12 protein-coding genes are annotated in these 13,557 nt (G+C 70.5%); 6 read left to right on the forward strand and 6 right to left on the reverse strand.

Annotated elements, in window-relative coordinates; genetic code table 11:
* Positions 1 to 116: 116 nt before the first annotated feature.
* On the reverse strand, positions 117 to 908 hold the full coding sequence (locus M8I34_RS20205) for a metal-dependent hydrolase (RefSeq protein ID WP_250050833.1): 792 nt from the start codon (positions 906 to 908) through the stop codon (positions 117 to 119).
* 1,004 nt (positions 909 to 1,912) lie between these two features.
* Here M8I34_RS20205 and M8I34_RS20210 point away from each other — a divergent pair.
* The gene (locus tag M8I34_RS20210) at positions 1,913 to 4,426 is read left to right on the forward strand and encodes a DEAD/DEAH box helicase (protein ID WP_250050835.1); all 2,514 of its coding nucleotides are present in this window, start codon (positions 1,913 to 1,915) and stop codon (positions 4,424 to 4,426) included.
* Between the two features lie 52 nt (positions 4,427 to 4,478).
* A complete protein-coding gene (locus M8I34_RS20215) occupies positions 4,479 to 5,348 on the forward strand; it encodes an acyl-CoA thioesterase II (RefSeq protein ID WP_250050838.1) in 870 nt (289 codons plus the stop codon).
* Here M8I34_RS20215 and M8I34_RS20220 read toward each other — a convergent pair.
* Positions 5,279 to 6,166, reverse strand: coding sequence for a DUF6397 family protein (locus M8I34_RS20220; RefSeq protein ID WP_250050914.1), 888 nt, complete (start codon positions 6,164 to 6,166; stop codon positions 5,279 to 5,281). The genes M8I34_RS20215 and M8I34_RS20220 overlap by 70 nt on opposite strands.
* A gap of 88 nt (positions 6,167 to 6,254) precedes the next feature.
* A complete protein-coding gene (locus M8I34_RS20225) occupies positions 6,255 to 6,662 on the reverse strand; it encodes a roadblock/LC7 domain-containing protein (protein ID WP_030988108.1) in 408 nt (135 codons plus the stop codon).
* A 169-nt stretch (positions 6,663 to 6,831) separates the two neighbouring features.
* Here M8I34_RS20225 and M8I34_RS20230 point away from each other — a divergent pair, with 169 nt between their 5' ends.
* Positions 6,832 to 7,260 (forward strand): PPOX class F420-dependent oxidoreductase, encoded by a 429-nt coding sequence (locus M8I34_RS20230; RefSeq protein WP_250050840.1) that lies wholly within the window; start codon positions 6,832 to 6,834, stop codon positions 7,258 to 7,260.
* Between the two features lie 137 nt (positions 7,261 to 7,397).
* On the opposite strand, the gene M8I34_RS20235 is transcribed toward M8I34_RS20230, so the two are convergent.
* On the reverse strand, positions 7,398 to 8,012 hold the full coding sequence (locus tag M8I34_RS20235; RefSeq protein ID WP_244417624.1) for an ATP/GTP-binding protein: 615 nt from the start codon (positions 8,010 to 8,012) through the stop codon (positions 7,398 to 7,400).
* 308 nt (positions 8,013 to 8,320) lie between these two features.
* Here M8I34_RS20235 and M8I34_RS20240 point away from each other — a divergent pair, with 308 nt between their 5' ends.
* On the forward strand, positions 8,321 to 9,808 hold the full coding sequence (locus tag M8I34_RS20240; RefSeq protein ID WP_250050842.1) for a cytosine permease: 1,488 nt from the start codon (positions 8,321 to 8,323) through the stop codon (positions 9,806 to 9,808).
* Entirely contained in the window at positions 9,805 to 10,428 is a 624-nt protein-coding gene (locus M8I34_RS20245; RefSeq protein ID WP_250050844.1) for a class I SAM-dependent methyltransferase, read from the forward strand. The genes M8I34_RS20240 and M8I34_RS20245 overlap by 4 nt, the downstream gene beginning before the upstream one ends.
* Positions 10,429 to 10,505: 77 nt before the next feature.
* On the opposite strand, the gene M8I34_RS20250 is transcribed toward M8I34_RS20245, so the two are convergent.
* Together M8I34_RS20250 and M8I34_RS20255 are read right to left on the reverse strand one after the other, a co-directional pair.
* On the reverse strand, positions 10,506 to 11,402 hold the full coding sequence (locus M8I34_RS20250) for an oxygenase MpaB family protein (RefSeq protein WP_250050846.1): 897 nt from the start codon (positions 11,400 to 11,402) through the stop codon (positions 10,506 to 10,508).
* 142 nt (positions 11,403 to 11,544) lie between these two features.
* Entirely contained in the window at positions 11,545 to 11,982 is a 438-nt protein-coding gene (locus M8I34_RS20255; protein ID WP_250050848.1) for a hypothetical protein, read from the reverse strand.
* An 89-nt stretch (positions 11,983 to 12,071) separates the two neighbouring features.
* Between M8I34_RS20255 and M8I34_RS20260 the strand changes: the two genes are divergently transcribed.
* A complete protein-coding gene (locus tag M8I34_RS20260) occupies positions 12,072 to 12,854 on the forward strand; it encodes a hypothetical protein (protein WP_250050850.1) in 783 nt (260 codons plus the stop codon).
* Positions 12,855 to 13,557 lie beyond the last annotated feature (703 nt).

Below are 13,557 nucleotides of genomic sequence, written 5' to 3' on the forward strand. Positions count from 1 at the left end.
GGCCCGGGCCCCGACGGTACCCTCCGGTTCGGTCCCCTGGGCCCGCCGTGCACGTCAGTTGCGCCGTGCACGTCAGATGTTCCGTGCGCGTCAGAGGTAGGCGTCAGAGGTACGCGTCAGATGTAGTTGAGCGCGCCCAGGCCGCCGATGCCGCCCAGCACCATGAAGACCGGCATCAGCACCTTCAGCTCCACCCAGCTGCCTGCCTTGAAGCGCATGCCCTTGGGCGGGCCGAGCGGATACCAGCGCTTACGGCCTATCGGTATCGGCCACAGGATGGGGCAGCCGGAGACGGTCAGGGCATCGCCGATGTCATGGACCAGCGCGCCCAGGACGACCGGCAGACCCAGCCAGAGGTACTGCTGCCCCGGCTCGGCGAACAGCCAGCTCGCCCCGTTGCCCGGCTGGTCGAGAATGCCGGCCAGGATCCAGGCCGAGGCCGCGCCCAGCAGCCACACCAGTACATCGCTGGAGACCCGTGCCGCCCGCCACAGCAGCCCTTCGATGGCGAGCACCATGTGGACGAAGAGGATGCCGAGCACCGCCCAGCGACCACCCTGCATCGCCAGCAGCGACATCCCGCCGCCGACCAGCACCGCCCATACCCAGGTGTGGGTGAGCGTGCGGTGACCTCCGTTGCGGTTCGAGTCACCGCGCATCTTGGTCGCCTTGTAGACCGCGTGCGAGATCGCGTCGACCACCTCGCACAGCAGCCGCGAGAGCGGTCCGAAGGCCCGCGAGATGGTCGCGGACTTGTGGTCGAGGTCCGGGGCGAGCGCCGCACCGGCACAGATCAGAGCTCCGCAGACGAGCACCGGCCAGGGCATCGGATGTCCGGCGGCAGCGGCTGCCGCACCTACCCCCAGCCAGGCCGCGGCCCCGGACAGCGAGTGCGCCGGTCCCATCATGGTTGTTCCCACCCCTTGTTCTCTTGCGCCGCTTGTTCTCCTGCGCGCACGGTCTGCCTCGCGCACTGCTGAGCTGCGCCTCTGACGCCCGGTCGGCGACTCAGCGTAGCGTCAGATGATCTCCCTAGGAGGAGGGGGTGAGCCAACCTCTGTGTGCGGGGCGTCGGCGGAACATCAGCAGGACCGACCACCGGAGCGACACCGGACCGCCGAAGCCAACTTCTCACTTCAGGAGGCTTCCTGGCTTTTGCCCCGGAAAGCGCCCGGGGAGCGCGCCCCGCCTGCTGCACCAACTCCACCTGCGCACACCACCCTTGGTACGGACACCCCCACTGCGACCAGCACCCTCCTCCCCCGCAGGACTGCCTGACCAGACTCGCCACCCGAGGCCACCGACCGTCGGCGGAACGATCCCGAGCCGTCTGCCTCGACTCCGGGTTTCTTGATCGCGCACCTTTGCCTGGTCTCCCGACCGGGTGCTGTGATCCCGTTTCCAGATCCCGTTCCTTGATCGGGCCTCGGGGTCGGGCCTCGTGGGCAGGTCTTGTGCCGGGTCTCTCGCTCGGGGCTCTTGAACCGGACGAGGTACGTGCTCCGCTTGCCTGCCTTGCTTGCCTTGCTTGCCTTGCTTGCCTTGCTTGCCTTGCTTGCCTTGCTTGCCGCGCACGGTGCGTAAGGTGCGTAAGGTGCGTACGGCGGGTGATCTCTGACACGTACAGGCGGCGCCGCGGCGCAGAGGGTGATCGTCGGAGAGGACAGCGCGCCCAGGAGTTTGTACGGAGGGTGATGACGCTGCACCATGCGCTCCTCGGGCCTGTGCTATCGCGGAACATGATTCCGCAGGTCAAGGCTGCCGGAGCGGCGTCTTGGGCCGACGCGGCGGGTGGGACGGCGGGGCCCGGAGGCCTGCCGGACGGGCGGGTTTCGGCATTGTCGATCTTCAGCTGATCGCCGTCCGGGTCGCCGGTTCCCTCATCCGGGCCGAAGGCAGGCAGTATGGGGGCGTGACCCTCATCGATCATCTCCCGAACGACGCCGACCCCGATGCCCTCTTCGAAGCCTTTTCGGGCTGGGCCGAGCAGCAGGGCATCTCGCTCTACCCTGCCCAGGAGGAGGCGCTGATCGAGGTGGTCTCTGGGGCGAACGTCATCCTCTCCACCCCCACCGGCTCGGGTAAGAGCCTGGTGGCGGCCGGTGCGCACTTCACCGCTCTCGCCAATGACCAGGTCACCTTCTACACCGCGCCCATCAAGGCGCTGGTCTCGGAGAAGTTCTTCGACCTGTGCAAGCTGTTCGGCACCGAGAACGTCGGCATGCTCACCGGTGACGCCTCGGTCAACGCCGATGCACCGGTCATTTGCTGCACCGCCGAGGTCCTCGCCTCGATAGCGCTGCGGGACGGCAAGGACGCCGACATCGGCCAGGTCGTGATGGACGAGTTCCATTTCTATGCCGAGCCGGACCGTGGCTGGGCCTGGCAGATTCCGCTGCTGGAACTGCCGCAGGCGCAGTTCATCCTGATGTCGGCGACGCTCGGCGACATGTCGCGCTTCGAGGAGGACCTGACCCGGCGCACGGGGAAGCCGACGTCGGTGGTGCGCTCGGCGACGCGGCCGGTGCCGCTGTCGTACGAGTACCGCACGACGGCCATGACGGAGACGCTCACCGAGCTGCTGGAGACCCGCCAGTCCCCCGTGTACATCGTGCACTTCACTCAGGCCGCCGCCGTGGAGCGGGCGCAGGCCCTGATGAGCATCAATATGTGTACACGCGCGGAGAAGGACCAGATCGCCGACCTCATCGGGAACTTCCGGTTCACCACCAAGTTCGGCCAGAACCTCTCGCGGTATGTCCGCCATGGCATCGGCGTGCACCACGCCGGCATGCTGCCGAAGTACCGCAGGCTCGTCGAGAAACTGGCGCAGGCGGGCTTGCTGAAGGTCATCTGCGGTACGGACACCCTCGGCGTGGGCGTCAATGTCCCCATCCGTACGGTGCTGTTCACCGCACTGACCAAGTACGACGGGACGCGGGTGCGGACGCTGCGGGCGCGGGAGTTCCACCAGATCGCCGGCCGGGCCGGCCGGGCCGGCTTCGACACCGCGGGCTTTGTGGTCGCGCAGGCCCCCGAGCATGTCGTGGAGAACGAGAAGGCGCTGGCCAAGGCGGGCGACGACCCCAAGAAGCGCCGGAAGGTCGTGCGCAAGAAGGCGCCGGAAGGCTTCGTCAACTGGGGTGAGAACACCTTCGAGAAGCTGATCGCTTCCGATCCGGAGCCGCTGAACTCCCGTTTCCGGGTGACGCACGCGATGCTGCTGTCCGTGATCGCCCGGCCGGGCAATGCCTTCGAGGCGATGCGCAAGCTTCTCGAGGACAACCATGAGCCGCGCAAGAATCAGCTCAGGCACATCCGGCGGGCCATCGCGATCTATCGCTCGCTGCTGGACGGCGGGATCGTCGAGCGACTGCCGGAGCCGGACGCGGAGGGCCGGATCGTCCGGCTGACCGTGGATCTTCAGCAGGACTTCGCGCTCAACCAGCCGCTGTCGACGTTCGCCCTCGCCGCGTTCGACCTGCTCGACCCCGAGTCGCCCTCCTACGCGCTGGACATGGTCTCGGTCGTGGAGTCCACGCTGGACGATCCGCGCCAGATCCTGGCCGCGCAGCAGAACAAGGCGCGGGGCGAGGCGGTCGCCCAGATGAAGGCCGACGGCGTCGAGTACGAAGACCGCATGGAACGGCTCATGGACGTCGAGTACCCCAAGCCCCTGGAGGAGCTGCTCTTCCACGCCTACGGCCTCTACCGCAAGAGTCATCCGTGGGTCGGCGACCACCCGCTGTCGCCGAAGTCGGTCATCCGCGATATGTACGAACGCGCCATGACCTTCACGGAGTTCACGTCCTTCTACGAGCTGGCGCGCACCGAGGGGATCGTGCTGCGCTACCTGGCGAGTGCGTTCAAGGCGCTGGACCACACCGTGCCGGACGATCTGAAGTCCGAGGACTTCCAGGACATCATCGCCTGGCTGGGCGAGATGGTGCGGCAGGTCGACTCCAGCCTGCTGGACGAGTGGGAACAGCTCGCCAATCCGGAGGTGGAGACGGCGGAGCAGGCCGCGGAGCGGGCGGATCAGGTCCGGCCGGTCACGTCCAATGCGCGGGCGTTCCGGGTGCTGGTGCGCAATGCGATGTTCCGGCGGGTGGAGCTCGCGGCACTGGACAAGGTCGAGGAGCTCGGCGCGATGGATGCCGAATCCGGCTGGGACGAGGACGCCTGGGGCGAGGCGATGGACGCCTACTGGGACGAATACGACGACCTGGGCACCGGTCCGGACGCGCGCGGCCCGAAGCTGCTGCAAATTCAGGAGGATGCCGAGCACGGGCTGTGGAAGGTGCGGCAGACTTTCGCCGACCCGAACGGTGATCACGACTGGGGCATCTCCGCGGAGGTGGATCTGGCCGCCTCCGACGAAGAAGGCCGCGCGGTGGTGCGGGTCACGGATGTGGGTCAGTTGTGAGGCGACGGCTTCGACCGAGGCCGCCGAAGGATCTGACGGAGGGCCACCGGTCATGACCAATCCCGCCGATAAGCTGGTCGATCTGCTCGATCTCGAGCAGATCGAGGTGAACATCTTCCGGGGCCGCAGCCCGCAGGAATCGTTGCAGCGGGTCTTCGGCGGGCAGGTCGCGGGCCAGGCGCTGGTGGCGGCCGGGCGGACCACGGAAGGTGACCGCCCGGTCCACTCGCTCCATGCGTACTTTCTGCGGCCGGGCCGGCCCGGGGTGCCGATCGTGTACCTGGTCGAGCGGGTCCGCGACGGGCGGTCCTTCACCACCCGCCGGGTCGTCGCCGTCCAGCAGGGACGCACTATCTTCAATCTGACCGCCTCCTTCCACAAGCCGGAATCCGGCTTCGATCATCAGTTGCCGTTGCGTCGGGTGGTGCCCGACCCGGAGGAGCTGCCGACGGTCGCGGAAGAGGTCCGCGAGCGCCTGCACGATCTGCCCGCATCGCTGGAGCGGATGGAACGCCGGATGCCCTTCGAGATCCGGTATGCCGACCGGCTGCGCTGGACCCCGGAGGAGATCGAGGGCGCGGAGCCCCGCAGCGCGGTGTGGATGCGCGCGGTCGGGCCGCTGGGCGACGATCCGCTCGTGCACACCTGCGCGCTGACCTACGCCAGCGATATGACGCTGCTGGACGCCGTCCGCATCCCCGTCGAGCCGCTTTGGGGTCCGCGCGGCTTCGACATGGCCTCCCTCGACCACGCGATGTGGTTCCACCGTCCGTTCCGCGCGGACGAGTGGTTCCTCTACGACCAGGAGTCGCCGATCGCCACCGGAGGCCGCGGCCTGGCCCGCGGGCGGATCTACGACCGGGAGGGCAGGCTGCTGGTCTCGGTCGTCCAGGAAGGGCTGTTCAGGAAGCTCGGGGACTGACCCGGGCGGGCGCTGGAGGGCACGGCGGCCGGGGTCCGCAGCCGCCCCGGATCTTCCCGGCGGGCCCTTTCCAGGCACCGGGAGAGATGGACGCGGTACCACAGCACTTCGTCGAACTCATCCGCCGTCAGCACCCGCTCGTAGGACTCCCGGGCGGCCGGGGTCACCGTGATCACGGACGCCAGGGTGGGCCTGAGCCGGCGCAGCAGGGACCGCTCCAGTGGTTCCTCGGCCACCGAGGCCAGCTCCTCCGGCGGCAGCACCGCGGCGATCACCGCGGCCGCTTCCCAGGGGTCGTCGGTCTGTCCCATGAGCTGGGCGACCCGTCGGCTGCGCCACTGGCGTGCCCGCCAGTCCTGTCCGCTGTCGAGCATCACCCGCATCGCCGCCGGGGTGTTGCCCCGCATCAGGTCGGGTTCGCGGTCGGCGAAGTCGGCGACCTCGGCCGCGAGATAGAGCCAGACCACCGCGCCGAAGCGGTTCACATAGAAACGGACGGGGCTGAAGCAGCCGGCCCGGGTCAGACGCCCGGCCCGGCCGGGGCCGATGCCCATGAGTGCGGCGGCCTCGGTCGTGCTGACCGCGCGGATCCGTTCGCGGAGCGCGTCCGGGAAGTCCGGCTCGGCCCGTAGCCGGGTGATCTCCTCCGCGGGGACCCGGCGCCTGCCGAGCGATCCCGTGCCGGCCGGCCGGTCGTCGGTCCCGGCCGGGACCGTCCGCACTTCTCCGAGCTGGGTGGCGAGCTCGAACTCGCCGGTCCTCAGCTCCAGTTCGCGGGCCGCCCGCCCCGTCGTGAGCGTCTGCTGCCCCTCGCACATCACTGTCATGTCGCTTCCCCCGCAACTCGGTCGATCACTGACAGTGACGACTGTAGCCGCAGGTGGTGACAGTGGGTCAAGCCCCGCCTCAGACCTGTGGATAACTCTCCGGCTGGCGGACCGCGACGCCCAGATGCTCCCCTACGCGATTGACCAGCAGCGTCATTTCGTAGGCGACCTGGCCCATGTCGGCGTCGGCGCGCGCCAGCACGCACAGACAGCTGCCGTCCCCCGCCGCCGTCACGAACAACACCCCGTCGTCGAACTCGACCATGGTCTGGCGCACCCGACCGATGCCGAAGTGGAGCGCCGACCCTTTCGCGAGGCTGTGCATTCCCGAGGCGACCGCCGCGAGGTGCTCGGCGTCGCCCCGCTCCAGTCCCTCGCTCGCCCCGGTCACCAGCCCGTCGTTGGAGAGCACCAACGCGTGCCGTACCTTCTCCACCCGTTTGGTCAGGTCGTCCAGCAGCCAGTCGAGTCCGCTGCTCAATGCCATTGCTGCTTCCTCCCCGTGTCCCCGTCCGCGCTCCTGGCCGGACGGCAGCCCGCGGCCCGTCCGCGACCTGCCGTGCCAGCCTGTCCCACCTCCGCCGTCTCGGCAAGCGGCCCCACGGACCGGCGTGCCACGCGGCGCTCGGATGTGCCGCATGGCTGAGGATGTCGGCATGGCACACAAGATGACGAAGGACGAGTGGCAGAGGTTCCTTTCCGAGGGCACCCGTACCGGGAAGCTGGCGACCGTTCGGGCCGACGGCAGCCCGCACCTCGCCCCGGTGTGGTTCCTCATGGACGGTGATGAGCTGGTGTTCAACACCGGCGAGGACACGGTCAAGGGCCGCAATGTCGCCCGCGACGGCAGGGTGGCACTGTGCGTCGACGACGAACGGCCGCCGTTCGCCTTCGTGGTCGTACAGGGGACGGCGGAGGTGAGCGACGACCTGGCGGACGTACGTCACTGGGCGACCCGGATCGCGGCCCGCTACATGGGCGAGGACCGGGCGGAGGAGTACGGCGCCCGCAACGGCGTGCCGGGCGAGCTGGTGGTACGGGTCAATATCGACAAGGCCATCGCCCTCGCGGCGGTCGCCGGCTGAGCGTGCGTGGCGCCGGCTGAGGCATGCGGGGCACCGGCTGAGGCATGCGGGGCACCGGTTGAGGCATGCGGGGCGCCGGTTGAGACATACGTGGCGCGGGCCGTCCCGACCTCCGCGCCACGTCGGCCGTACGCCGGTCAGCCCACCGAATCGAGCACCCTGGTGGAGTGCCGCCGTCCCGCGTGTTCGACGAGCCGGACCAGCACCTCCTTGCCGGAGTCGCGGTCCCTCGCGTCACAGAGCACGACCGGTGTGCCACGGTCCAGGTCCAGTGCGCGGGCCACCTCGTCGGCCCCGTAGGACCGCGCCTCCGCAAAGCAGTTGACGGCCACCAGGAACGGGATCGCACGGCGCTCGAAGTAGTCGACGGCCGGAAAGCAGTCCTGCAACCGCCGGGTATCGGCCAGCACCACGGCCCCCAGCGCGCCCTCCGACAGGTCGTCCCACAGGAACCAGAAGCGGTCCTGTCCAGGGGTGCCGAAGAGGTAGAGGGACAGGCCCTGCCTGATGGTGATGCGGCCGAAGTCCATCGCCACCGTGGTGGTGCCCTTGTCGTCCACTCCCCCGGTGTCGTCCACGGTCTCGCCCACCTCGCTGAGCCGTTCCTCCGTGCGCAGCGGGTGGATCTCGCTGACCGAGCCCACCAGGGTCGTCTTGCCCACGCCGAAGCCGCCCGCGACTAAGATCTTCAGGGTCAACTCGGCGTCGGGGTCCGGGGCTGCGTCCACCGGGGCCCCTTGTGCGGCGTTCATCAGCCGTCTCCTCCAGGATGCAGGGTCCTGCGCGTCACGGGGTATGCGGATCCATGGCTCGGCGGGGGGCGAGCCTTCGGCGGCGGAGGGCCGTCCGAAATCCATGGCGAGGACCGTACCCCCCGTAGAGGGGGATTTCCCCGGATTCACCAAAGCCGCCACGTCTTCGGATCAAGAAACCCACCCACCGCCGGATTCGTGGTAGTTGGACCTCCAGGGCGTACCGCCACGGGTTCCGGGGGCGTGGCCATAGCGGGCAGGATACGCGCGCCCGGCGGCCGGCCCGGCCCGTGCGGGATCATGAGCGCATGACGCAGCAGCAGTCACAGCAGCCGGTCGGCCCACCGGCGACGGCGGCGAACCCGTCGGCGGGGTCGGTCGAGCGCAACGGCATCAATCCGGTGCCGGATGCCGAACGGCACGGCACCCCCAGGTCGCTGTTCTGGCCGTGGGCGGCCTCCGGGCTGTCCTTGCTGTCCATCGCCTACGGCGTCTACCTCATGGGGCTCGGGCTCAGCCCCTGGCAGACGATCGTCACCGGGGCCCTCGGCTATGTGCTGTCCTTCCTCCTGGTCGGTCTGGTCCCGGTCGCCGGGGCGCGCACGGGCGCCCCCACCATGGCCCTCGGCCGGGCCGCCTTCGGGACGCAGGGCAACAAGCTGCCCACCGTGTTCAGTTACGTGTCCAACGCGGGCTGGGAGACCGTACTGGTCGCGCTCTCCTCGCTCGGCGGGTCTGCGATCCTGGCCCGGGTCGCGCCCGGCACGTTCGCCCGCGCCGACGGGGATACACCGACCACGGCGGCGCAGGCGCTGTGCTTCGTGGTGACCGCCGTCTCGGTCGTGGTCGTCGGGATCTTCGGGCACGCACTGATCATGAAGGTGCAGAAGTATCTGACCGCGGCGATCACCGCCCTGACCGTGGTGTACATGGTGCTGATGGCCGATCGCATCGATCCGTCGGCCCTCGGTAACGGCCCGTCCGGCAGCCTCGGCACCTGCATCGGGGGCGTCGTGTTCGCGATGACGCTGCTGGGCCTGGGCTGGGTCAACTGCGGTGCCGACTACAGCCGTTATCTGCCGCGTACGAGCAACGGGCGGGCGGTCACGTGGTGGACCACGCTGGGCGGGGTGCTGCCCCCTCTGGCGCTGCTGGTCTTCGGCGTGCTGCTGAACGCCGGTGATCCGAAGCTCGCCGGGGCCGCGGCCGCCGACCCCGTAGGCGCCCTCGCGGCCGAGCTGCCGACCTGGTTCCTGGTGCCCTATCTGCTTGCCGCCATCGGGGGCTTCGCCTCCGGGGCGATCATGGACATCTACAGCTCGGGCATGTCGATGCCGGCCCTGGGCATCCCCGTCCGCCGGCACCTCGCCGTCCTGGTGGACGGTGCGCTGATGGCCTTCGGCGGCTGGTACGTGCTGTTCGTCTCCCCCAGTTTCTTCGCCACCTTCCAGGCGTTCCTGTCCGTCATCGGGGTGGCGATGGCCGCCTGGACGGCCGTCTTCCTGGTGGAGCAGTGGCGCCGCCGCCACACCGGCTTCGAGCTGACGTCCCTACGAGCCCTGGGCTGGCCGGCGGTGCTCTCGCTCGCCGTCGCGACCGCGGTCGGACTCGGCCTGGTCACCTCCGGCGATCCCCATATCGCCCGGGCCGTGGGCTTTCTGCTCACCGACGGCGCCGCCCGGGGCACGCTGGGCGCCATGAACCTCGGCGTCGTGATGGCCCTTGCCGTCGCGGCGGCCCTGTACGCCTGCACGGCCTCCCTCGCCGGCCGTCCCACCTCCGGAGGAACCCGATGACCGACCACCACGCCGACCACCACGCCGACCGGCCGCACGAGGTCCGTGCGTTCTTCGCGTCACGCGCCGCCGACTGGGACACGAAGTTCCCGGACGACGGTCCCGCCTATGCCGCGGGCGTCGCCGAACTGGGCCTCCAGGAGGGCGACCGGGTCCTGGACGCCGGCTGCGGTACGGGGCGCGCGCTGCCCGCGCTGCGGGCGGCCGTGGGACCGCGCGGGACGGTGCTGGGCGCGGACCTCACGCCCGAGATGCTCCAGGCCGCCGTGCGGGCCGGGCGCGACCGTGACGCGGCGCTGCTGCTCGCGGACGTGACGCGGCTGCCGCTGCCCGACGCCGCACTGGACGCGGTCTTCGCCGCCGGGCTCCTCTCGCACCTGCCGGACTCGGCGGGCGGCCTCGCCGAACTCGCCAGGACCGTACGCCCCGGTGGCCGGCTGGCTCTCTTCCATCCCATCGGGCGGGCCGCCCTCGCCGCCCGCAAGGGCCGCCCGCTCACCCCCGGCGACCTGCGGGCGGAGCCGAATCTGCGGCCCCTCCTGGACAACTGCGGCTGGGACCTGATCCGGTACGAGGACGAAGACTCCCGCTACCTGGCGCTGGCGGTCCGCCGGGCCTGACCGGGACGCCGGGCCTGACCGGGTCGGAGGGCCTGACCGGGTCGGAGGGCCTGACCCGGCCGGCGGCGTGCGGGGTTTCAGGACGCCGCCGGGCCCTCCACGTGGGGCACCGGGCAGCTGCCCGTGCGGCGGGAGGTGGGGAAGGTACCGAGTTCGGCCACCTTGAAGCCGTTCGGATAGCCCTTGATCTCGGGGTTCTGGCGGGCGTAGTGGGGCGTGCGACGGGGCGGCAGCAGCCGCACGGCCCTGGCACGCAGCTTCAGGGCGGTGCGTACCGTCTTCTGGACCACCGGCCGGGGCCGCTCGTACCGGAACGCCGCCAGCAGCGAGTCGTCCAGGAGGGCCATGCTCGCGCCGCGCACCACCGGAGCGAGCGGGCCGTACCACCCCGCCATCAGGTCCAGCGTGGCGTCCGACACCCTGCGCGCACCCTCGTCCCAGCCGAAGTGCGCCTCCTCGTAGGCATCGAGGCACCGCTCGAAGTCCTCGTAGGTCTGCGGGAGTTCGGTGATGCCCATATGACGGCCGAGGGTGCGGTAATAGACAGCGACGGCCTGCTGTTCCTGCGCGGTCAGGCGCCGCCAGCCGTACGCGTCGAGCCAGCGCTTGGGCACCACCACGAACGTGCACAGGACATAGCGCATGTCCTCGTTGCTGATGTCATAGCTGCGGTGCATCTGGTTGATCCGGCGGATCGCCGTCCGGCCGTCCTCGCCGTCGAAGCCGTGCTCGACGACGGCGTCCAGGAGGAGAGCGGTGTCGTCATAGCGCTTTTGCGTACGGCCCGTCAGCTCGGCGGTCTCGGCGAGCAGCCGGCCGATGCTCGGCACCGCGTAGGTGCGGTAGAGCGCCAGCTCCAGGGCTCGGGTGATGTCCCAGGGGAATTCATGGGTGGCGATGATGCGGTAGATCCGCAGGAAGTCGCGCTCCGGGTCGAGCCGCCGGATCTCCCTCAACCAGTCGTAGCGCCGCACGTGACGTCCGTCCCTTCGTTCGCCGACGTGCCGATTTTAAGGGGGCGGAGGGGAGTTGGAGGGGGTGGCGGGCGTCAGATCGGGCCGTGTGGTGGCCGGATTCCGTAGTGTCAGGGCTCCGTAGTGTCAGGATTCCGTAGTGTCAGGCGGTCTTCGGTGAGCGCTGGGGCACGCCGGTCGCGCGCCGTGCGGTGCGGGTGCCGCGGCCTGGGGTGCGTGCGGCGGCGCCATAGCGGTCCGTGAGCGTCGGATCCACTACGGCCAGCGCCTTCTTGACGGGCATGCCGGTGCGGCCGGCGAGCGCCAGCCGCTCCTGGACCTCGCGCGGGGTGCGCGGACGGTAGCCGGGGCCCGTACCGCAGCAGCCGCCGTGGAAGGTCAGGCCCGCGCGGAGTACGGCCTCCAGGGCGCGCCAGCCGGCTTCGTCGCGCCTCTTGGGGACCGCCAGATCGGCGCCCGCGTTGATCAGCTCGGCGCGGCACTGCGGGCAGCGGACCGGGTCCTGCGAGGTCGGTGTCTTCTTCCACGCGGCCCGGCAGGCCAGGCACACGAAGTGCATGCGGCGGCTGTAAAAACACATCTGCGCAGCGTACGGCTGGTGACAAGCCCCTCCCAAGCCAATTAAGGTGCGCCGACGTACTCCGCGACGGATTGGATGGGGAGGCCCGCGTGCCCACGACCGAGAGCGCCGACAACGACCAGTTGTTCGTGCTGACGGCGGTGCTGCTGACGCCCGCGCAGTTCCCGAGCGTGCTCGGCGACGACTACCCCGAGGTGTGTGCGGGCCTCGGCCTCGAACCGTATGCGGAGGGCTACGGGCTGGTCCTCGGTCAGGACAGTGAGGGCGCGCGCTGGACCGTGGCGACGGAGGATGTGTCGCTGGTCGCGTGTGCGATCGCGGCCTGGGACTGCGGGATGGAGTACGACCTCTCCCCCGGCGAGGGCAGCATCGTCGGGGCGATGCCCGGCTGGCCGCTCGCGCTCGCCGTCGCGGCGCCGGGGGTGCCGCAGCCGCACGATCCGGAACCGCAGGAAGGCGACCCGGCGCCGCTCGCGCCGCCGGACGCCGAGGAGTGGGGGCCGGCGCAACGGCGGCTGGGCGCGGACGAGATCGCCATGCAGTGGGCGGCGTGGCGCGAGCAGGTGGATGACGACGACAGCTTTGCCGAGCCGGGGGATCATGCGCATAAGGGGGTGCGGCGGGTGCTGGAGGAGGCGCGCGGGTATGTGAACGAGCCGCCGCCGCCGGGGCGGGTGCGGTCGTCGTTCGCGGCCGGTGAGGCGCGGACACTGCGGGTTGACGGGCCCGGCTGGAGCTTGGTTGCTCGTACCGATGACATTGCGTTCGTGCTGCTGGATGACGAGCCGGGTGAGGTGCATCCGGTGGGGCGGGGGCCTGCGCTTCCCGGGCTGTTGTCGTCGCTTGATGAGTTGGCGGCGCGGCCGGTCTGAGGCGGGGGCTTGGGCGGGCGGTCTTGGGCGGGTCGGTCTTGGGCGGGCGGTTTTCAGCGGGTCGGCATGAGACGGGTTGGCCTGAGGCCTGAGGCGGGCGTTCGTGGGGGTGTTGGCGGGGTTCGCGGGTGGCGGGCGCGGTGGGCGGTGGGCGGTGGGTTGGTGCCTTGGCTGTGCGGGGCGTGGCGGGCGTGCGGGTGGTCGGCTGGCGCCCTGCCGTGCGTTGCGTGGCACGCGTGCGGGTGGTGGGGGCTGGCTGCGCGGTTCGTGGCAGACGTGGGGCCGGTGGGGGCTGGCGGCTTTCGGGGTTCATGGTTGCCGCGGGGGCCGGAGGGGACGCACCGGGGCCCTCCCCCAGCCTTCGGCCGGGAGGTGCCCCCACGGCGCGGGCGCATCTGGTCCATGGGATTGCGTACCCCGGCGTGTGCTCCGGTCCTGCGGGCGGTCCCCGGTACATCCCCTCCGACCTACGCCCGTTCCCGGCTGCGGCCCGGCGGTGCTGTCCGTCACCGATCCCACGCCGGGTTACGGTGCCGGCCGTGCCCGTTCCAGGGATGGCCGAGTTACCCGAGTTACGTGGCCGGGTGGTGGCCAAAGGCCCGCCTGCCCGGCCAATGCCCACCCGTAGCCCCGGCTCGCTCGGACCGAGCGTGGGGCGGGAGAGCCAGCCGTCGGTACGTGCGGGTGGTGGCCCGTACAGCGC

Origin of the sequence: Streptomyces sp. MCA2 (genome assembly GCF_023544705.1) — a bacterium.
GTDB classification, from domain to species: Bacteria; Actinomycetota; Actinomycetes; order Streptomycetales; family Streptomycetaceae; genus Streptomyces; species Streptomyces decoyicus.

What these genes read in the sequence shown, in the direction of transcription:
- M8I34_RS20205 (WP_250050833.1), bottom strand. Translation starts at nt 908, where the DNA reads ATGATGGGACCGGCGCACTCGCTGTCCGGGGCCGCGGCCTGGCTGGGG.
- M8I34_RS20215 (WP_250050838.1), top strand. Translation starts at nt 4,479, where the DNA reads ATGACCAATCCCGCCGATAAGCTGGTCGATCTGCTCGATCTCGAGCAG.
- M8I34_RS20220 (WP_250050914.1), bottom strand. Translation starts at nt 6,166, where the DNA reads ATGTGCGAGGGGCAGCAGACGCTCACGACGGGGCGGGCGGCCCGCGAA.
- M8I34_RS20225 (WP_030988108.1), bottom strand. Translation starts at nt 6,662, where the DNA reads ATGGCATTGAGCAGCGGACTCGACTGGCTGCTGGACGACCTGACCAAA.
- M8I34_RS20230 (WP_250050840.1), top strand. Translation starts at nt 6,832, where the DNA reads ATGGCACACAAGATGACGAAGGACGAGTGGCAGAGGTTCCTTTCCGAG.
- M8I34_RS20235 (WP_244417624.1), bottom strand. Translation starts at nt 8,012, where the DNA reads ATGAACGCCGCACAAGGGGCCCCGGTGGACGCAGCCCCGGACCCCGAC.
- M8I34_RS20240 (WP_250050842.1), top strand. Translation starts at nt 8,321, where the DNA reads ATGACGCAGCAGCAGTCACAGCAGCCGGTCGGCCCACCGGCGACGGCG.
- M8I34_RS20245 (WP_250050844.1), top strand. Translation starts at nt 9,805, where the DNA reads ATGACCGACCACCACGCCGACCACCACGCCGACCGGCCGCACGAGGTC.
- M8I34_RS20255 (WP_250050848.1), bottom strand. Translation starts at nt 11,982, where the DNA reads ATGTGTTTTTACAGCCGCCGCATGCACTTCGTGTGCCTGGCCTGCCGG.